This is a genomic window from Streptomyces sp. GD-15H, from assembly GCF_045291515.1.
GTDB lineage: Bacteria > Actinomycetota > Actinomycetes > Streptomycetales > Streptomycetaceae > Streptomyces.
In genome coordinates this window covers 4,848,815-4,868,576 of record NZ_CP149447.1, presented here as the reverse complement: position 1 = coordinate 4,868,576, position 19,762 = coordinate 4,848,815, and the positions used below count along the sequence as shown (strand labels likewise).

16 protein-coding genes and 2 pseudogenes are annotated in these 19,762 nt (G+C 72.3%); 8 read left to right on the top strand and 10 right to left on the bottom strand.

All coding sequences use genetic code 11. The annotated features are described in order from the left end of the window. Positions 1–53 precede the first annotated feature (53 nt). Together WJ438_RS23100 and WJ438_RS23095 are read right to left on the bottom strand one after the other, a co-directional pair. Positions 54–2,410, bottom strand: a pseudogene (locus WJ438_RS23100) (PQQ-binding-like beta-propeller repeat protein). Positions 2,411–2,639: 229 nt separating this feature from the next. Beyond that, entirely contained in the window at positions 2,640–3,458 is an 819-nt protein-coding gene (locus tag WJ438_RS23095) for a VOC family protein (protein WP_406726925.1), read from the bottom strand. Positions 3,459–3,592: 134 nt separating this feature from the next. On the opposite strand from WJ438_RS23095, the gene WJ438_RS23090 reads away from it, so the two are divergent. The 3 genes from WJ438_RS23090 (at position 3,593) to WJ438_RS23080 (ending at position 5,594) form a co-directional block, all read left to right on the top strand. After that, a complete protein-coding gene (locus WJ438_RS23090; RefSeq protein ID WP_406729780.1) occupies positions 3,593–4,228 on the top strand; it encodes a TetR family transcriptional regulator in 636 nt (211 codons plus the stop codon). Positions 4,229–4,457: 229 nt separating this feature from the next. Beyond that, positions 4,458–4,883, top strand: a complete 426-nt coding sequence (locus WJ438_RS23085) for a pyridoxamine 5'-phosphate oxidase family protein (protein WP_406726924.1) — start codon at positions 4,458–4,460, stop codon at positions 4,881–4,883. 42 nt (positions 4,884–4,925) lie between these two features. After that, positions 4,926–5,594, top strand: a complete 669-nt coding sequence (locus tag WJ438_RS23080; RefSeq protein ID WP_406726923.1) for a pyridoxal 5'-phosphate synthase — start codon at positions 4,926–4,928, stop codon at positions 5,592–5,594. Here the strand turns inward: WJ438_RS23080 and WJ438_RS23075 are convergent. Continuing rightward, positions 5,580–6,203, bottom strand: a complete 624-nt coding sequence (locus WJ438_RS23075; protein WP_406726922.1) for a GNAT family N-acetyltransferase — start codon at positions 6,201–6,203, stop codon at positions 5,580–5,582. The genes WJ438_RS23080 and WJ438_RS23075 overlap by 15 nt on opposite strands. A 149-nt stretch (positions 6,204–6,352) precedes the next feature. Here WJ438_RS23075 and WJ438_RS23070 point away from each other — a divergent pair, with 149 nt between their 5' ends. Continuing rightward, entirely contained in the window at positions 6,353–7,555 is a 1,203-nt protein-coding gene (locus WJ438_RS23070) for a flavin-containing monooxygenase (RefSeq protein ID WP_406726921.1), read from the top strand. Positions 7,556–7,807: 252 nt separating this feature from the next. Continuing rightward, positions 7,808–8,038 (top strand): annotated as a pseudogene (locus WJ438_RS23065) (helix-turn-helix domain-containing protein); the annotation flags it as partial. Between the two features lie 472 nt (positions 8,039–8,510). Here the strand turns inward: WJ438_RS23065 and WJ438_RS23060 are convergent. The 3 genes from WJ438_RS23060 to WJ438_RS23050 form a co-directional block, all read right to left on the bottom strand. Further along, positions 8,511–8,951, bottom strand: coding sequence for an ATP-binding protein (locus WJ438_RS23060; RefSeq protein WP_406729779.1), 441 nt, complete (start codon positions 8,949–8,951; stop codon positions 8,511–8,513). A gap of 915 nt (positions 8,952–9,866) precedes the next feature. Beyond that, the gene (locus WJ438_RS23055) at positions 9,867–10,379 is read right to left on the bottom strand and encodes an EF-hand domain-containing protein (RefSeq protein ID WP_406726920.1); all 513 of its coding nucleotides are present in this window, start codon (positions 10,377–10,379) and stop codon (positions 9,867–9,869) included. A gap of 192 nt (positions 10,380–10,571) precedes the next feature. Beyond that, positions 10,572–10,952 carry an STAS domain-containing protein gene (locus WJ438_RS23050; RefSeq protein WP_406729778.1) on the bottom strand — a complete coding sequence of 127 codons (381 nt, stop codon included), beginning with the start codon at positions 10,950–10,952 and terminating at the stop codon, positions 10,572–10,574. 360 nt (positions 10,953–11,312) lie between these two features. Between WJ438_RS23050 and WJ438_RS23045 the strand changes: the two genes are divergently transcribed. Then, a complete protein-coding gene (locus WJ438_RS23045) occupies positions 11,313–11,894 on the top strand; it encodes a sigma-70 family RNA polymerase sigma factor (protein ID WP_406726919.1) in 582 nt (193 codons plus the stop codon). Continuing rightward, a complete protein-coding gene (locus WJ438_RS23040; protein WP_406726918.1) occupies positions 11,891–13,300 on the top strand; it encodes a zf-HC2 domain-containing protein in 1,410 nt (469 codons plus the stop codon). Before WJ438_RS23045 ends, WJ438_RS23040 begins: the two co-directional genes overlap by 4 nt. Before the next feature lie 53 nt (positions 13,301–13,353). Here the strand turns inward: WJ438_RS23040 and purU are convergent, their stop codons facing one another. Together purU and WJ438_RS23030 are read right to left on the bottom strand one after the other, a co-directional pair. Further along, on the bottom strand, positions 13,354–14,235 hold the full coding sequence (purU, locus tag WJ438_RS23035; RefSeq protein ID WP_406726917.1) for a formyltetrahydrofolate deformylase: 882 nt from the start codon (positions 14,233–14,235) through the stop codon (positions 13,354–13,356). Positions 14,236–14,281: 46 nt separating this feature from the next. Further along, entirely contained in the window at positions 14,282–14,782 is a 501-nt protein-coding gene (locus tag WJ438_RS23030; RefSeq protein WP_406726916.1) for an SCO4402 family protein, read from the bottom strand. A 117-nt stretch (positions 14,783–14,899) separates the two neighbouring features. Here WJ438_RS23030 and WJ438_RS23025 point away from each other — a divergent pair, with 117 nt between their 5' ends. Next, positions 14,900–16,201, top strand: coding sequence for an ABC transporter substrate-binding protein (locus WJ438_RS23025; protein WP_406726915.1), 1,302 nt, complete (start codon positions 14,900–14,902; stop codon positions 16,199–16,201). A gap of 110 nt (positions 16,202–16,311) precedes the next feature. On the opposite strand, the gene WJ438_RS23020 is transcribed toward WJ438_RS23025, so the two are convergent. Together WJ438_RS23020 and WJ438_RS23015 are read right to left on the bottom strand one after the other, a co-directional pair. Then, positions 16,312–17,325: a hypothetical protein gene (locus WJ438_RS23020; protein ID WP_406726914.1), complete on the bottom strand. Its 1,014-nt coding sequence runs from the start codon at positions 17,323–17,325 to the stop codon at positions 16,312–16,314. A 919-nt stretch (positions 17,326–18,244) separates the two neighbouring features. Beyond that, on the bottom strand, positions 18,245–19,630 hold the full coding sequence (locus WJ438_RS23015) for a transcriptional regulator (protein ID WP_406726913.1): 1,386 nt from the start codon (positions 19,628–19,630) through the stop codon (positions 18,245–18,247). Positions 19,631–19,762: the final 132 nt, after the last annotated feature.

Genomic DNA, 19,762 nt, shown 5'->3' with positions numbered 1-19,762 from the left:
GGCGACCGTCGCGTACCCGCCGGGGCGACCGGGCCCCGCGGCGGGGGCCGCCGTCACGTCGTACGCGCTGTCCCCGTGCCCTTCTCCGCGTCCAGGGCGTAGACGCAGCGGTCCTTGCTGCAGGCGTAGACGACGCCGTCCCGGACGACCGGGGAGCCGGTGATCTCACCGCCGGTCGCCAGTTTCCATCTCAGGCGGCCGTCGTCGGCCTTCAGGGTGTAGAGCAGATGGTCCGTGGAGCCGAAGTGGATGCGGCCCTCGGCGACCGCGGGAGCGCCCACGATGTCGCCGCCGGCCTGGAAGCGCCACTTGGGCGTGCCGGTGACGGCGTCCAGCGTGTAGAGGCCCTTGCCGCTGCCGACGTGGACGTGGCCCGCGGCGACCAGGACCGGTTCGATCGAGGCGCGGGCCTCGGTGGCGATGCGCCAGCGGTCGCGGCCGTCGGCGGCGTCGAGGGCATAGACCGTGCCGAGGTAGTCGGCGAGATAGATCCCTCCGCCGGTGACGGCCGGGCCGGAGACGAAGGTGGGCTGCGAGAGGAAGACCGCGGGCGCCTCGAAGTGCCAGCGGACGTGCCCGCCGGCGATGTCCAGGGCGAGGACGCGGGTGCCCGCGGAGAGGTACACGTACCCGTCGGAGGCGTGGGTGAGGCGGACCGGGACGCCGCCGCAGGAGGCCGCGTCGCCGATGGGGTACGCCCAGCGCTCGTCGCCCGTGCGGGCGTCCAGGGCGCGCAGGCGGGCGTCCTGCCAGACGTAGACCGTGCCGTCGTGGACGGCGGGGCCGGCCTCCGGGGTCTCGAAGTCGGTCTGGCAGCCGGTGATCTCCCACAGCTTCTGGCCGGTGGACGCCTCCCACGCCTGGACGCCGCCGCCTCGGGTGCCGGTGACGACGGTGCCGCGGTCGGCCTGGAGGGAGTACACCCAGGCGTCCGTGGGCAGCCGCCACAGATCGCCGCCCTCGCGGGCGTCCAGGGCGAACAGGGTGGGGCCGTCGGAGGCGTGGATACGGCCGTCGGCGACCGTCATCGACCAGGCGACGTCCCGGGTCTTGAACCGGCGGCGGCCGGTGGCCACGTCCAGGGCGTGCACCTCGAAGGAGGTGACGTAGACGAGGTCGCCGGCGACGGCCGGGGTGCCCCAGACGTCGTTGGACATCCGGAAACGCCACGGCCGCCAGCCGCTCGGCTGCTCCGGCGGCACGGGGGGCGCCGCGGTCGCGAGGACGGCGGGGTCGGCGCCGTTGACGCCGGGGCGGGGCTTGGACCAGGAGGCGGCGAGGGCGGCCTCCGGCGGGGGCGCCTTGACGGCGGCGGCGCGGACGTCGGCGACGCGCGGACCGGGGCCGATGGGCACCGCCGCGCCGGCCAGCCGGACCGGGCCCGTGTCGGGGGCGCCGGCGGCACGGGCGGGGGCGGCGGCGGGACCACGGGATCGTGCGAGGGCGGGGGCGGCACCGGGGGACGGGCGGCGCCGACGCTGCGGCCCCCGCCGGAGGCGGGACGGGACGGCGGGCGGCCGCCCCGGCGTCCCTCGATCAGGCTGACCGCCCGCTCGGGCAGCCACGCGGAGGCCGTACCGCTGTCGTCGGAGCCGGAGCCGAACAGGTGCGGAGCGAGCTGGGACTGGAGGTCGGCGGGGCTGGGCCGGGCCGGGGCCTCCATCTGCATGCAGGATTCGATCAGCGGACGCAGTTCGTCCGGGAGGCCGTCCAGGTCCGGGCCCTCGCGCAGCAGCATGAAGACCGTCTCGACCGGGTTCGCGCCGTGGAACGGGGCGTGTCCGGTGGCCGCGAAGACCAGGGTGGAACCGAGCGAGAACACGTCGCTGGCGCCGGTGACGCTGCGGGAGTCCTTGGCCTGCTCGGGGGACATGTAGGCGGGGGTGCCGACGGCGACGTTCGTCATCGTCAAACGGGTGTTCGACACGCCGGAGGCGATACCGAAGTCGATCACCCGGGGGCCGTCCTCGACGACGAGGACGTTGGACGGCTTGAGGTCGCGGTGGACGAGTCCGGCGCCGTGGATCGAGTGCAGCGCCTCCGCCACACCGGCCGCCAGCCAGCGCACCGCCTGGGCCGGCATCGGCCCGCACTCGTTCACTATCTCCTCGAGGGAGGGCGCGGGAACGTACGCGGTGGCCAGCCACGGCACGGCGGCGCGCGGATCGGCGTCCACCACGGCCGCGGTATAGAACCCGGAGACCGCGCGGGCCGCCTCCACCTCGCGTGTGAAGCGGACGCGGAACAGCTGGTCCTCGGCCAGCTCGGTCCGGACGGTCTTGATCGCCACGCGCCGCCCGGACGCCGAGCGCGCGAGATAGACCAGCCCCATCCCGCCGGCTCCCAGCCGTCCCAGCACCTCGAACGGCCCGATACGCCGCGGATCGTGCTGCGTCAGCTGATCCACCACTTGCCTGCCACCTCCCCGTACGAGTCGCGCCACCACCTGTACGCGACCGAAGTGCAGCGTCTCACCACCGCAGCCCCGTGGCGGCACGCCCCCCGATTGTTCCTGTCCGGGGCGTTGGTTGCGAACCCGGCGACATAGGGGGTGTCTGGTCCTATATGCAAAACAATCGGGACGGACGGGCAGTCAAGAACCGGCCGGGACGGACGGGCACCGGACCGGCCGGGCGCGGTCAGCGCGCCAGGAGGGCGAAGGAGGCGCCCTGGTTGTTGGCGACCACGGCCACCGTCCCGTAAGAGGTGTCGAAGGGCGGGGCCTGGACGCGGCCGCCCAGCCTGGTCACCTCCGCCATGGTGGCCGCGGGGTCCTCGACGGCGAAGTGGACGAGGAAGTGGGGCGGCATCTCGGCCGGGAAGACATCGGAGACCGGGGCGCGGCCGAAGTCGGGCTCCACGCCCTCCCCGAACAGGGCGTCGTGGAAGAGGCCGCCGTAGAAGGCGTTGGCCGCCTCGGTGTCCCGGGTGTAGAGCTCGACCCAGGCGAAGCTCCCCCGCTCGTGCCGGCGCCCGAAGCCGGGGCGGTCGCCGGGTTGCCACAGGGCGAAGACGGCGCCCTCGGGGTCGGTGACGAGCGCGGTGACGCCGAGGTCGCCGACCTGACGCGGCGCCGAGACGAGCTGTCCGCCGGCCGCGACGATCCGCCGGCACAGCGCGCCGACGTCCGGGGTCGCGAAGGACACCGTCCACACGGTGGGGAGCCGGCCGTCCGTCTTGTGCGCGAGGGACGCCACCGGCTCACCGTCGAGCAGCGCCCGCACGGTTCCCAGGGGCGGGGAAGCCTGCGCCGACCCCGACGGCCCCGGCGTCCCCGAGGGCGCGGACGGTACGGGCCGCGAGGCCGGTGCGGGCCACTCGGGCTGCTCGGGCTGGTCTTCGAACGTCCACTCGAAAAGTTCCCCGTAGAACCGCTTGCCCGCCTCCACGTCAGGAAGCTGCGCATCCACCCAGCACGGGGTGCCCTCCGGGTACCCCGATGCCCTGTTTTCGGCCATACCACCAAACTAGCCGTGCCGCACGCACCGCGCAGACCAGGCACATCAGGCGCCGAGAGCCCGCACACCCCATTTGCAGTCGGCCGAATCGCGCTCCGATCACCCCTCGGTAAGCTGACTTCATGACAGGACAAGTGCGTACCGTCGACGGCCGCGTGGCCGGCCGGCGAGGGCAGGCGACCCGGCAGAAGCTGCTCGACTGCCTCAGCGAGATGCTCAGCTCCTCCCCCTACCGGGATGTCAAAGTCATCGATGTAGCCCGCAGGGCGGGGACTTCGCCCGCGACCTTTTACCAGTATTTTCCGGATGTCGAAGGCGCCGTTCTCGAGATCGCGGAGCAAATGGCCGCCGATGGAGCAGGGTTGGGCGAGCTACTGGAAGGCCGTTCCTGGGTCGGCAAGGCGGGCTGGCAGACGGCGCAGGAACTCGTCGACGGTTTCCTGGATTTCTGGCGGAAGAACGACGCGATCCTGCGAGTCGTCGACCTCGGTGCCGCCGAGGGCGACAAGCGCTTTTACAAGATCCGCATGAAGATCCTCAACTCGGTGCACACCTCCCTCACGGACTCCGTCGCCGAGTTGCAGACCAAGGGCCGGGTCGACAAGGACGTGAACCCGGCCGCGGTGGCCGGCTCCCTGGTCACCATGCTCGCGGCGGTCGCCTCGCACCAGAAGGGTTTCACCTCCTGGGGCGTGAAGCAGGCCGAACTCAAGCCCCACTTGTCCCTGTTGGTATACCTGGGCGTCACCGGCAAGAAGCCGACGAGGTAAGCGGATGCCAGCGACACTTCCCCGTTCCCCCATTCCGCACTTCGCATCCTGTCAGGCAGGCGGTGGTTCACTCCGGTGAACCACCGCCTGTCGCATGTCACGGCACCTCGGCGGTCACCCCGGCGCCCCACCTGGCAGTTCGGCGCATCGGGGCGGAGGCGCGACGATCCCCGGAGGCGCGACACCCGTCGGCCCACCACTCATCCGATGCACCCAGGAGGAACCCGAAATGGCCCTGACCCGCGAAGAGCGCGAACAGTTCCTGGCCGAGCCCCATGTCGCCGCGTTGGCGGTCGACGCGGGTGCCGGACGCGCACCGCTCACCGTGCCGATCTGGTACCAGTACGCACCCGGCGGGGAGGTATGGGTCATGACCGGACTCGAATCCCGCAAGAACCGGCTGATCGGCGCGGCGGGCCGGTTCTCCCTCATGGTCGACCGTGTCGAACCCACGATCCGGTACGTCTCGGTCGAGGGGCCGGTCGTCGGGACCACCCCCGCCACCGTCGAACAGCTCCGGGAGATCTCCGCCCGCTACCTCCCGGCCGACAAGGTCGAGGGCTATGTCTCCGCCGCGTGGAAGGACCACGGCGAGCAGGTCGTCCTGCGCATGCGTCCCGAGCACTGGGTGTCGTCCGACCTCGGCTCCGTGTGAGGGCGACCCGGTGAGGACCCGGCGAACAGGGAGACTCGTGGCATGGAAACCGATCTTCATGAGCTGCTGAAGTCACTGCGGGTGTGGGACCCGGAGGTCACCGACCTGCCGGCACTGGACCAGGCCGCCGCACCAGCCGAGCCGCTTCCGCTGTTCACGCGGTGGTTCGCCGAGGCGGTGGCGGCCGGTCAGCCCGAGCCGCACACCATGTCCCTGGCCACGGCTGACGCCGAGGGGCTGCCCGACGTACGGATCGTGGTGCTGCACGGCGCGGACGCGGACGGCTGGTCCTTCGCGACCCACGCCCACAGCCGCAAGGGCGGTCACCTCGCCGCCCGCCCGTATGCCGCGCTGGTCTTCTACTGGCCGCTGCTGGGCCGCCAGGTCCGGGTCCGCGGGCCCGTCGGCACCGCTCCGGCCGAGGAGGCGCAGGCCGATCTGCACGCCCGTTCGACCGGGGCGCTGGCCGCCGCGCTCACCGGTCGCCAGAGCGAGGTCCTCGGCTCGCCCGAGGACCTGGCCCGTGCCTCGGAGGCCGCCTGGGAGCGGGCCCGGCGGGAGCCGGACACCCCGGCACCGTCCTGGACCCTGTACCGCCTGCGCCCGGACGAGGTGGAGTTCTTCCAGGGCGACACCCTCCGCCGCCACACCCGGCTGCGCTACCGCCGCTCGCCCCGGGGAGGCTGGACGCGGGAACTACTCTGGCCGTGAGGTCCGCGGTGGGGCCGGCTCCGGGTCCGTGGCGAGGCGGGCGTGCAGGTGGGAGTCGCGGAAGGCGTCGTGGCTGCCCTCCGCGAACATCGCCTCTCGCAGGGTCCCCTCGGGAAGGAACCCGCACCGTTCGGCGATCCGGCAGGACACCTCGCGTGCGACGGCATGGTCCAGTTCGAGCCGGTGCGGGCCGAGTTCGGTGAGCGCCCACCGCGCGGTGAGCAGCAGCGCCCGGGTGGCGACACCCCGGCGTCGGGCCTCGGGCAGCACCCAGTACCCGACGAGGCCCGACCGCTGCACCGGCCGGATGTCGTTGACGTCGATGTGCCCCAGTGGCGTACCTCTGTCCGCGCCGGCGATCCGGAAGGACACGGCCATGCCGTCCTCGGCCCACTGCGCCCACCTGCGCAGTACCTCTCGGGCGGCCGCGACATCCGTGACCGGGCGAAGCGGGGTGTTCCAGCGCTTGAACTCCGGGTCCGTGGTGCCGCGCAGCCACACCTCGGCGTCGGACCGGGACGTCGGGTCCCAGGGGCGCAGGTGCAGGCCGTGGCCGTGGAGTGCGGGGAGGGACTGCGGGGAGCCCGGGTGCGCATGCGTGTGAGCCATACGGGTCACTCACATCTGCGCAGTCGGCCGGAACACGGGAATTCCTCGTCACCGGTCCCACCCCCGATACCCACATACGTGATCAATCCGCAACCAATTCCGGTCTTGACCGATACCCATCAACCTGGTGCGTGATTACGCTCGCGCTCATGGCCGACTCCACCACGCCCCCGAACGCCACCGCACCGCACCGGGAAGACCGTCCCGTCTACGTCATCGGCGGTGGTCCCGGCGGACTCGCCGTCGCGTACTCGCTGCGCGCCCGGGGAGTGCGGGCCGTCGTCCTGGAACGGTCCGAGCACGTGGGAGCGTCCTGGCGGTGCCACTACGACCGGCTGCGCCTGCACACCACGCGGCGCCTGTCCGCACTGCCCGGTCTGCCGATACCGCGCCGGTTCGGGCGGTGGGTGGCCCGCGACGACATGGTCCGGTACCTGGAGAAGTACGCCGAACACCACCGCCTCGAGATCGTCACCGGTGTCGAGGTCTCCCGTGTCGAGCGCACCGCCAACGGCACGGGCTGGCTGCTGCGCGCCACCGGGGGCCGTGAACTGACCGGCGCCGCGGTCGTGGTCGCCACCGGCTTCAACCACACGCCCCGCCTGCCCGACTGGCCCGGCCGGGACGCCTACACCGGCGAGTTCCTGCACGCGTCCGAGTACCGCAACGCGAAGCCCTTCGCCGGCCGGGACGTCCTCGTCGCGGGGATCGGTAACACGGGTGCGGAGATCGCCGTCGACCTGGTGGAGGGCGGCGCCTCCCGGGTGCGGCTGTCGGTCCGTACCGTGCCGCACCTCGTGCGCCGCTCGACCGCGGGCTGGCCCGCCCAGCACTCGGCCGTCCTGGTACGCCGGCTGCCGGTCGGGCTCGTGGACCGGCTGTCCCGGGCGCAGGCCAAGGTGGCGCTTCCCGACCTCTCGGCCCAGGGCCTGCCGCGCCCCGACAGCGGTCTCTACAGCAGGGTGCTGGAGGGCGCCATCCCCGTACAGGACATCGGCCTGGTCGACGCCGTACGGCAGGGCACGGTGGAGATCGTGGCCGCCGTGTCGGGGTTCGAGGACGGCAAGGTCGCCCTCGCCGACGGGACCCGCGCCGGCCCCGACGCGGTGATCGCGGCCACCGGGTACGTCCACGCCCTGGAGGGTCTCGTCGGCCACCTCGGCGCCCTCGACGACCGGGGCAGACCGGTCACCCGCGGCGCCGGCACCCCGCCCCACGCTCCCGGCCTGTACTTCACCGGCTTCACCAACCCCATCAGCGGCAACCTCCGCGAGCTGGCCATCGACGCGGAGAAGATCGCCAAGGCGGTGACCCGCCGCGGGGCACCGGGAATCTCCCGGCTCCCCCGATGAGACCGCCACCGTTCATCAACTTGCCTACTCACGCGGCCAATTGACATCTCATCAGTTCAACAACCCGACTATGCGGCCGCCACACCGGTCGGCGGTCGACGGCGGATGATCAAGGGCCCGCCCCACCCACTGCCGCACACAGGGCGCCGGAGGCGTACCGGAACCACGTCGCAGGAGCCGGAGACGTCGCGTGCGACGCCGCCGAGGAAGGCGACGAGGGCAGCGCCGATCCGGTGGGAGGCGAGGACCCGGTGGGGGCAGTGGCTCCCCCGGCAGCGGGTGGGGCGGCCCCGGCATCTGCTGAAGCCCACGGACCCGCCGAGGGACCAGGTGGCCGGTGTCGCCGGTTTCGGTACCGCCCAGTCGCTGCGGCGGCACTTCCGGGCGGCGCCGGTGGTGACGCCGTCCACCTACCGGAGGACGTTCTGGAACGGAGGCGGGGGAGTGTGCCGAGCCGAAAAGTTATCCACAGCCTGTGGATAACTCGGCCGTCGCCTTGCAGGACTCCAGGACTCCGATTCGGTCGCGGCGTACGGCAACGACAGCGGCGAGGGTGATCGCCGTCGCGACGGCAGCGCGGTGCCGCTCGGTCCCGAGCGCGGCGGCACCGCACCGCCTTCCGACTCCGGCACTCCCTCCCGGTTCCCCTCGGCCACAAGGGGAACCGGCGCCGGAGTCACGACCCACACTCGCCGAGGGCTCCCGTCGTCGAAGCCCTCGCCGTCCCCTCGCAGCGAATCGCTGACGAACAGAGTGATCAAGCGGTCACGGCGCGTCAATACCGGTTCAGAGCGATACAGGTGAGTCCGCGTCATATGTCCGGTTATTCGTCGCCGCGCACGGAAGCACACCCGGCGCACCGGCTCACGTCCCGACCCACAGGACCGTCCCTCCGTGCATCCGTGCACCGGCACGCCGACACGGTTGCGCGGCCACCCGCCGGCTCCCTCGCGACCTACACCGCCTCGTACGCGAACCCACCGCAGGCCGGGGCGGGCTCGTGCGCGGCCGCGCCGCGGTCCAGTTCGCACCAGATGCGCTTGCCCGCGCCGTTGGCACTCCACCCCCAGCGATCCGCCAGGCCGTCGACGAGGGCGAGCCCGCGTCCGCCGGTCGCCTCACCGCCCACGCAGCGCGGCACCGGCGCCCTGCCGCTCCGGTCGGCCACCTCCAGGCGGACGGTGACCTCCCCGGCCGCCGCGTCCGTCAGGGACAGCCTCAGTACGGCCGGACGGCCGGTGTGCACGACGGCGTTGGTGACAAGCTCCGAGACGAGAAGGATCAGCGTCTCGGAAAGCGACTCGTCGGTTCCCATCCCCGCCCCGGCCAGGCGCGAGCGGGTCCACCGCCGGGCCCGCCCCACCTCGGCGGGGTCGGGCCGGATCTCCAGTTGCACTTGAAGCACCTGCACCGCTCACACCATCCGAACCGGCGGACACTTGGACTCGCGCCTCACGAGGGCCACGATCGTAGCCATTCTCTGCATGGCCAGAACAACGGCCGGGACAGGGGTCACGGAACGTGAGTCCCTTGTGGGACAGCATGGTTGACGTACAGTCACGCCAACAAGCGCTTCGGGCATATTCCAGCGCGAAGGAGTACTCGTGCGGCATACTGTGCGACGCTCACCCCGGCCACTCGAACAGGCGGTGGCGGACGGCCTGATCGCACGGCGAACAGTGGCAGACGCTGACATTTCCGGGGCCGCCCCGAAGGCAACTCCCGTGCTCTGCGTGCTCACAACCACTCGCATTTCACACAAGGTACCGGAGCGGGCAGCCGACTCCAGGCCGTGACGAGTCACGCATAGGACACAACCCGGCGTCAACGCTCCGTGACGTTGTCATGCCACAATCCGTGACATCCGCGCGGGAGTACTCCAGGACATCGCAGACCGGGGGGCGGGGCGGGCCGTTCCGACGAGCGGTTCGGCGGCCAGCACCTCCTCACCCTCCGTCACTTCGCCCGCACGTCGAGTCCGCACCCAGGCGCTTTTGCGAGCAGTCGGGCCGCCGCGACGTCCGCGGGGTCGGCGGTGACGGCCGCTCCGTGGGCGGTGGCGCGAGCGGTCTCCGCGCGAGCCGGCCTCCCGGCGCACTGGTGGGCCACCGCCCGGAAGGCCCCGATCGGCCGCGGCCGAACTGTTCACGGCTCCGGGCGTGTTGCGACGCCGACTCGCACGCGCGCGTGGGCGCTGACCCCGGAGGTGGTCGACGCCCACGCGCGGCGAGACTTTGCGGAAGGCTCTCAAGTACGTCCCCGGGCAGCGCTGCTCCGGGAGCAGCGCTGCCCGGGGACGGCGGAGCCGGCCCTACTCGGGGACGGTGAAGTAGCGGGCGAAGCCCCGTACGATCTCTTCCTCGCCGATCCTGCCGTCGCCGTCCGTGTCCAGCACGGCGGCAGCGGATCCGGCGAGCTCCTCCGGGACACCGAGCGCCTTCAGGGCGCGGGCGGTGTCCGCCACGCCGACCGCGCCGTCGTCGTCGGGGCCGGTCAGGGCGAGGGTCGCGCGCAGGAAGGGCCGGGCGATCTCGGCGAACCCGTCCGGGTTGTCCCGCAGCCGCTTGACCGCGCCGTTCACGAATTCCTCGCGGGTGATGCGCTGGTCGCCGTCGTGGTCCGCGATGCCCGCCATGCCCTGCCAGAAGGCCTCGGCGCCGCCGTACAGGGCCTGGCCCTTGTCGGAGCGGGCCCGCGTACCGAACTCGGCGAGCAGCGCCTTGGCCGCTCCGCTGAAGTCCTCGCGGTCGATGTAACCGTTGCCGTCCTGGTCGAAGGTGGCGAACCGGGCCGCGATCCGGCGCTCGTACTCGCTGGTGACCATGTTTCTTTCAGGCCGCCTTACTCAGAGGGGTCGTCTCGCTCGGAGGGTACGTCGTGCGAGGCGGCTTCATGAATTCGGAAACGACGCTTGTACCGAGAACGGGAGAATTCCGGGACAACCACACCGCACGCACCGCTCCTCGCGGTGCGTGCGGTGTGCGTGCTCCCCCGAGGGCCCGAGGCGCGCGCCCGCTCAGGCCGGCAGCGGGCGGGGCGCCCCGTCCACCGCGGACGGGACGTCCGGGTGCACGTCGAAGAGGCGGCGGACGCCCAACGCGCCGAGGACCCGGTTGACGTGACTGCCGTCGGCGGCCCCGTGGGCGGGCAGGATCAGCCGCAGACTGCCCTGGCAGGACCGCAGCAACCGACGGGTGGCTATGAGCACCCCGACGCCGCTGGAGTCGCAGAACCACACCTCGGAGAGATCGAGGACGAGGCTGTGTCTGCCGTCGGCCACCGCGTCGTGCACCCGCTGACGCAGCACCGGCGACGTCAGCAGGTCCAGCTCGCCCGACACCCGGAGCACGGCCCACTCGCCCTGCTGCCCGTCGGTCACTTTGAAGGCCACCACCACGCCCTTCGCTCGCCGAAACGGAAGAAACACCTACGCTTCCCTGCAGCGCGGCTGCCCACCGGCCGTGCCCTGAAACACAGCCCGAGAAACTGTTACCGAACAGTAAAGGCTTGTTTTAGTCAGCTTCGATCTAATTCGATCGGTTCTGATCAGCGAGCGGCTGGGTAGGCACGCCCCGGACAGCATCCGACGTGTCCGCGGGTGACCCCTACCACCTGTGGCTCGGCAGGGGGCGCACATTGCCATAAAGGGGCGTGCGTCCTCCGACGTGCCGACTACATTCATGGAGTCGGTGGGCACACGCTGGACCCGGGCACGATCGGCCCGGGGTGCCGGGGAGGAGCAGGGGGAAGGGGCCACATGATGAAAAGGGACGTCCCGCCTCACTGGGACCGCAGGATGCAGCAGCGGCTCGCCCGCGGGGAGGCCGCGGCGCTCGGTGAGTTCTACGACCGGTTCGCCTCCCTCGTGCACGGCCTCGCCCACCGCGTCCTCGGCGACGAGCGCGCCGCCGACAGCATCACGCGCGAGGTCTTCGCCCACGTCTGGGAGCACCCGGACGCCTACGACCCCCAGCAGGGCCCGCTGCGCACCTGGGTCGCCGAGCTGACCCGCCGGCTGGCCGTCGAGCGGCTGCGCGCCACCAGGACGGCGGCGCTCACCCACCGCTCCCCCGGCGACACGGAGGAACTGGAGCGCCAGGTGCACCACGCCTCGGTGGCAGCCCGCGCGGACTACATCGTGCACGCCATGCCGGTACCGCTGCGGGCCGCGCTGGAGCAGGCGTACTTCCAGCGCCGGGACTACCACCAGACCGCCGCCGACCTCGGCGTCACCGAGGACGAGGCCCGCCGTCGCCTCCGGCTGGGCCTGCAACTGCTGGCCACGGCTCACGACACCGAGGCCCCGGGCGCCCCGCCCGGCATCGGGGGTGCGGCGTGAGCGACGACCGTTCCGAGCCGCACGGCGACCACGAGGACGAGGGAGACGGGGAGCGTCACGACGACACGGACGCGGGTACACACACGGCCCCGGGAAACGGGGCGGACGGTACGCGCGAGTGGGGCATTCCGGGCAGGTCGGGCGGCGTTCCGGACCACGGTGCCGACCCGGACCACGGTGCCGACCCCGGCCATTCCCCCCGAACACCGCCGCCCCGCGCCTCCGTCGAGGACGGCGGGCTGCCCCTGCCGGCGCCCGAGCCCGCCTCCGGGGTCGCGCCGCGGCCGGCCGAGCCGCTGGTGCTGGAGCACCGGGTGCTGAAGTCACTGCTGGGCGCGTGGGCACTGGCCGCCTGCGCGCCGGAGGAAACGGCGGCCGTCGAGGAGCACCTCGGCGACTGCGGGGCCTGCGCCGACGAGGCGCTGCGCCTGCGCGACGCGGTCGGACTGCTGCAGCGCCCCGAGAGCCTCGACCTGGACCCGGGGCTGCGCACCCGCGTCCTGGAGTCCTGCCTCAAGCGGCGCCCGCCGCGCATCCCCGTACCCGACTGGGCCGCCGCCTACGACGCCGAGACGGCACGGCTGGACGCGCTGCTCCAGGACTTCGGTGACACCGAGTGGCACGCGCCCGTGCGGCTGCGCTGGTACGAGGCCGACGAGGCGACCGCCCGCCGCACCACGGTCGCCGGGGTCATCGCGCATCTGCTGACCGTCGACGGTCTGGTCGCGGTCGCCCTCGGGCTGGACGACCCGCTCGGCGACCTGTCGGCCGAGCGGTCCACCCCGTCGGCCCGCACCGAGGCGTACTGGCGTGCCTCCCCCTGTCCGCCCACCCGCTCCGTACGGGCGCCCTGGCGTGCGCAGACCCACAGCCTGGTGCGGACCGTGTCCTTCACGGCCGGCCGGGCCGGACGGATGGCGGTGTCGTACGGCGACTTCGAGCTGCCGCTGCACGACGCGATGCTGGACCGCGCCTTCGAGTGCTGGGTGCACGCGGAGGACATCGCCGAGGCGGTGGACTACCCGTACGATCCGCCCACCGGCCGGCATCTGCACCGCATGGTCGACCTGGCCGCGCGGATGCTGCCGTCCGTGCTGGAGGCACGCCGCCGGTCCGGGCCGGACGCGCCCGGCGGGCGGCGACTGGTCGTGGCCGGTGAACCGGGGCGGAGCCTGCGGCTGGAGATCGAGGGGTCCGGCGGCGGGGAGTGGCTGATCCCGCTGGACTCCCCCGCCGCCAAGGGCTCCGCCGAGCACGAGGTGGCCCACATCGCCCTCGACGGCTCGGAGTTCTGCCGCCTGGCCGCGGGCCACGTACCCCCGCAGGAGGCGGCCGCCGGGCAGGTCGGCGACAAGGAGGCCATCAGGGACGTCCTCCTGGCGGCGGCCTCACTGAGCAGGATGTAGCCCGGCACCGTTCCGGACGGAGCACGAGGACCCGGGTCCGGACGGTCGGCGGTTCAGGCGAAGACCACCGTCCGCCGCCCGTTCAGCAGGATGCGGCGCTCCGCGTGCCACTTCACCGCGCGCGCCAGCGCCTGGCACTCCACATCGCGACCGACGGCGACGAGCTGGTCCGGGGTGGCGTCGTGGCCCACCCGCTCGACCTCCTGCTCGATGATCGGGCCCTCGTCGAGGTCGGCGGTGACGTAGTGCGCGGTGGCGCCGATCAGCTTCACGCCCCGGGCGTGCGCCTGGTGATACGGCTTCGCACCCTTGAAGCTCGGCAGGAAGGAGTGGTGGATGTTGATGATCTGCCCGGAGAGCTGCTTGCACAGGTCGTCCGAGAGGACCTGCATGTAGCGGGCGAGCACGACGAGTTCGACGTCCTTCTCGCGCACGATCTCCAGCAGTCTCGCCTCGGCCTCCGCCTTGGTGTCCTTCGTCACCGGAAGGTGGTGGAAGGGGATGTCGTACGAAGCCACCAGTTCCGCGAAGTCGGTGTGATTGGACACCACTCCGGCGATCTCCACCGGCAGCGCACCTATCCGGGCGCGGAAGAGCAGGTCGTTCAGGCAGTGGCCGAACTTGCTGACCATCAGGAGGATGCGCATCTTCTCGTCGGCCCGGTTGATCTGCCAGTCCATCCGGAACGAGTCACCGATCGCCGCGAAACTCGCCCGCAGCTTGTCCACGGTCACCGGTGCTTCGGCGGAGAAGTGGACCCGCATGAAGAACAGGTCGGTGTCGTGGTCACCGAACTGCTGGCTGTCCTCGATGTTGCAACCGGTCATGAACAGGTAGCTCGACACGGCGTGCACGATGCCCTGCTTGTCGGGGCAGGACAGGGTCAGAGCGTACTGGTCGGCCGGGGCCTCTGCTCGGGTGGGCTGCTCACTCATGCGGAAAAGGGTCCCATACGCGGATCACGGACGAGGAGCCGTTCCGCTACGCGGACCGCGTAAGGATGTTCAGCACCTCGAGGGTCCGCGGCGCGGCGTCGGGGTCCTCTCCGTCGCTCACCGCCAGCCGTACATGCGCGTCCCGCGCGGCCCGTACCGCGTCCGGCCATCCCTCGTGCGCGAGGTAGGCGGTGACCGGCGCGTCCGGACCGACCTGGTGCATGATCCGCAGCACGCGCAGCACCGCGGTGTCGACGAGCGCCGCCTCCTGGGAGTCACGGAAGATCGTGCCGACGTATTTCTCGGCGGACCAGTTGTCCAGCCAGGTGTCCTCGACCAGCCGGTAGACCGCGTCGGTGACGTCACCGTAGCCGTCCACCCCGGCCAGCCAGACGCCCTGCTGGAACCCGGGGTCGGAGAGCATGTGCAGCGCGGAGCGCACATTGCTGCGCCAGCGCCACCATGGCATGTCGTTGAGTGGCATGCCGCCCATGGTGGAGGAGCGGCGGCCGCGGCGGGAAGAGTTCTCCGAACCTTGCACGGTCATCGATCGTACGTTTCCATTCCCCACCGGTCACACCGACCCCGCAATTCACCTCCACGTCACCACTCGTTGACCGCGGGTCACCCCAGGATTGGCGATGTGGGGGAATCGTGCGTAAACATGACCGGCAGTCGTAATCGCACCAGTTCCCTCACCCGCCACCGCTCCCGGCCGTTCAGACCCGGCGTCATGGCCGCGGGCGCGCTGGCGGTGACGACGCTCGCCGCCGGCTGCGGAGTCGTCCCCGGCACCTCGGGGGCCGACGACGATCCGATCACCGTCATGACCTGGGCGCCCGAGGAGACCAGGAGCACCAACAAACCCGGCATGCCCGCTTTCGCCCGCGCCTACGCGCGCTGGGTGAACTCCGAGGGCGGCATCAACGGCCGCAAGCTCCACGTCCTCACGTGCAACGAGCGCAACGACAGTGTGGCCGCCGCGCGGTGCGCCCGGACCGCGGTCAAGGAGAACGCCGTCGCGGTCGTCGGCTCGTACAGCCAGCACGCCGACGCCTTCCTGCCCACCCTCGAGGGCGCCGGCATCCCGTACATCGGCGGCTACGGCATCACCACCGCCGAGTTCACCAGTCCGCTGTCCTACCCCGTCAACGGCGGCCAGCCGGCGCTGCTGGCCGGTCTCGGCCGCGCCCTCGCCGGCTCCTGCGGGCCGGTCACCCTGATCCGGCCGGACACCATCGCGGGCGACCAGCTGCCCCCGCTGCTCGACTCGGGCCTGTCCGCCGGGGGCCACGAGCCGACCGCGGACCAGCGGGCGGAGGAGGAGGCCACCGAGTACGACGGGCAGTCGAGGCGGGCCTTGGAGACCAGCACCACCGACCCGGAGGCGCCGGGCTGTGTGGTGCCCGCGCTCGGGGACCGCACCGGCACCTTCATGGACTCCTTCCGGCGGGCCCGCGCCGACTACCCCGACGTGCGCACCGCGACCGTGATGGGCAGCGTCGACCAGACGACGATCAACACGTCCGGTGGTGCGTCGGGCCCGTACGAGGGGTCGTACGTCACCGGCTGGTACCCGGCGTCGAGCGACGCGCTCTGGGACCCGATGAAGGACGTGATCAAGAAGGAGGCGTTCGGCGACAACCGGATCGACCCCGCCGACGCCGGGGTGCAGACCACCTGGATCGCCTACACGGTACTGAAGCAGATCGTCGAGTCGCTCGGCGACGGCGAGGTGAGCTCGGGCAGCGTGACCCGGACGCTGAACAAGGGGCTGAAGGTCGAGACGGGCGGCCTCACCCCCACCCTGCGCTGGCAGGTCCAGGACAAGCTGGCCGCCGTCGGCTTCCCGCGACTGATCAACGCCCACGTGACCCTGCAGGAGGTCAAGGACGGGCGGCTGGTGGCCGGCAGCGAGGGCTTCATCGATGTGACGGACACACTGCACGACGCCGACGTGGCGTGACGCGCGCGTGGGGGCGCGGCGAGGACCGGGCAGAGTGAGAACGGAAGCCGTCCACCGGCCCCGCCCCTCCGCCGTTCCCCCGCCGTCTCCCCACCGCCGTCAGAAGCCGGTCACAGCTGGGTCGGCTGCCGCTCGGTCAGGCCGTACTGCTTGGCGATGGCGTTCCACAGCGGGGCCGCCTTGGTCTTCTCGGCGGTCGCGGTGCCACTGGCCCGGTTGCCCGCCTGGGTCTGACCGGTCAAGCGTGCCTGGCCCTTCTTGCAGCCCTTCTTGCCCGCCACCTGGTCGGCCCAGGCCGCGTAGTGGTCGTCGGCCGATGCCGATGCCTGCCACGCCTTGGTGAGCGCGGTGGTCAGCGCCTGATGGTTGGGCAGCTTGTCCACCTCGAGGCCGGAGAGGTCGGTGACCAGCTGGGTGCGCTGCTTGCCCGCGTCCCGCAGGTCCTTGGCCGCCTGGTCGAGATTGCGGCAGGCCTTCACATCGGCCACCGCGTTGATCACGGCGGTCCGGCTGTCGCCGCTGTCGGCCAGCAGCTTGTCCAGCTCCACGGCCTGCTGACGGACCGGGTCGACGGTCGGGGAGGCCTCGGCCTCGGGTTCCTCGTTCGCGGGGGCGGAGGCGGAGACGGGCTGCTTCTTGCCGCTGTCGTCGCCGTCCCCGCCGCCGAGCAGCGCGCCGGCGCCGACGCCCAGGACGACGAGACCGACACCGACCGCCGCGATGAGCGGCACCCGCGACCCCGTACGGCCGCTCCGGCCGCCGCCGTCGCCCTCGCGGGCGGCACGCCGGCCACCGCCGCCCCGGCCGGGCGGGGTGTGGGCGGGCTGCCGGTGCTCGAAGCGGGGGAGCTGCTGGGTGGAGCCGACCGCGCCCGTGTCGCCGCCCGCGCTGCGGAAGAGATTGTCGAACTCGGCGGGCGGCTGCCGGTTCCCGTCGTCGGCCGGAGCGCCGGGGGCGGTGCCGTACGGTGCTCCCCCGGGCTGGTCGGTCACCGGAGCCATGAACTGGGTGGCCTCGGCGTCGGGGTTGCCCGCTTGCGGCAGCGGTCCGCCGCCCGCACCGGTCGCGCCCTGCGCGGGCAGGCCCAGGTACCGGGTGGCCTCGGAGTCGTGTGCGGCGGGCACCTCGGGGGCAGCGCCCCCGGGCCCACCGGGGGCACCGGGGGTATGTACTGCGTCGCCCCCTCGTCCACGGGGGCGACGGGCACCGGCGGCAGGAACTGGGTGGCCCCCTCCGACCCGTCGGACAGCGCGCCCGCGGCGGCACCGTACGCGTCGATGGCGGGACCACCGTAGGCGAAACCGTTCTGCGGCGGCAGCGGAACGCCCCCGCCCTGCTGCCCGTAACCGTAGTCCTGCGGCGGCATCGGGGCGGACGGGTCATACGAGGTGGGGGTGCCGTACGACGGGGCCTGCCCGCCCTCGGGCGGCAGCGGACCCGGACCGTGCTGCCCCTGACCGTGCTGCCCCTGACCGTGCGGGCTCGCGGCCGGGTCCTGCGCGTCCCAGGGAGCCGGTTCCTGCCGGCCCCACTGCTGCGCGGGCGGGGACTGCCAGCCCTGACCCTGCGATGGGGCCGGCGACTGCTCCTCCGGTCCCCAGGGCGTTCCCCAGCTCTGGCCACCGGACGGCGCCGAGGCGGACGCCTGCCCGCCCGTACCACCCGGAGCGACCGGGCCTGGCCCTGCCCGTCATGCCCGGCAACAGGGGCTCGCCACCGTCGGAGGGCAGCACGATGCCTTCGCGCGCGGGGCGCGCCGAGGGCTCCTCGCCCTGTCCACTCTGCGTCACCGGGACTCCTACACATGGGGGACCTTGTGAATCGTCGACTCACGCTACCGGGTACCCGGAGCCCGGTGCCACGCAGCACAGAACCTGAGCTCCTGCCCTGTGACGGCGGTAACAAAACCAGGTCACCACACGCTGTTCATGACACCCCCTTCGCATCGACTCCGCGTCAATTCCGCATCGGCCTCACGTTCACCCGCCGACGCCCGTCTCGTTCACCCGCCGGGGCCACCACCGTGCGTACTCGTGCCCACGCTCATGCCGCGGCCGGCAGGGCGATTCGTGCTCCGAACTCCCTTACCGCTGACTCCTCCTGATACGGCTCCAGCCGCTGCTGGAAGTCCTCCAGGTACTCGGCGCCCCGGTTCGACCTGAGTCCGTCGAGCAGTTCCACCGCTTTCAGGCCCGTACTGCAGGCCTGTTCGACCTCCCGCTGCTGCACCTGCGCGGTGGCCAGCAGCACATAGCCGATCGCCCGGCGCCGCGCCCTGGACTCGGGATGCCCGGCCAGGGACTCGAGCGCGCACCGCGCGGCGGCCTCGGCCTGCCCCAGGTCCCGGTGGCAGTGCGCCAACTCGTCGGCCAGGTAGGCCTCGTCGAAGTGCGCGATCCACACGGGATCGTCCCCGGACGCCGAATCGGCCGCCTCCATGGCACTGATCGCGTGCCCGGCCGCGGTCTGCGCGGCGTGCGCGTCACCCATCAGCGCGTGCCCGCGCGCCTCCGCCGCGCGAAACATCGCCTGCGCGCGGGGGGTCGCCCGTCCCCGCGCACCCTCCTGCGCGGCACGCGCCAACTGCGCGATCTCCCGCGGGTTTCCGAGCTGGGCGGCCAGATGGCTCATGGAGGCGGCGAGTACGTACCCTCCGTAGCCGCGGTCGCCGGCCGCCTGGGCCAACCGCAGCGCCTGGATGTAGTAGCGCTGGGCGAGGCCCGGTTGCCCGGTGTCGACCGCCATGTATCCGGCGAGTTCGGTCAGCCGGGCGACCGCCGCGAACAACTCCCTCCCCACGGCCTCCCGGTACGACCCCGCGAGCAGCCCCGAGACGACGCTGTTGAGGTAGTGCACGACGACCGGACGCACATGCCCGCTGCCGTACTGGTGGTCCAGGTCCACCAGGGCCTGCGTCATCGACCGCACGGCCCCCACGTCGGACCGCCCGACCCGCGGCCCGGCCGAGCGCGCGACCTGTGAGTCGGGGGCGGAGATCAGCCAGTCCCGGCTCGGCTCCACCAGTGCGGACGCGGCGACGGAGGAGCCGGACAGGAAGTCCCGCCTGCCCACGTCACTGCGCCACAGCTCGCAGACCTGCTCGATGGCCCCCAGTACCGTCGGCGAGAACTGGAGACCGACGCCCGACGCGAGGTTCTTGCCGTTGGCCATGCCGATCTCGTCGATCGTGACCGTGCGGCCCAGTTTGCGTCCGAACGCCTCCGCGATGATCGCCGGTGCCCGGCCCCGCGGCTGCTGTCCACGGAGCCAGCGGGCCACCGACGTCTTGTCGTACCGCAGGTCGAGGCCGTGTTCGGCGCCGCACATGTTGACCCTGCGGGCCAGCCCGGCGTTGGAGCATCCGGCTTCCTGGATGAGCGCCTGCAGTCGTTCGTTCGGCTGCCGCGCGACGAGAGGCCTTGCGGCCATGGCGTACCCCCTGTGACTGCGGTGCCTGCCCACGCACCGAGTTGACGTTTCTTCCGCGGCCGGAGACCCGGCATCTCCTGACATCTCCTCTCGCCCAGGAGCAAAATTCCGGCCCTGAAGATCAATGCCCCG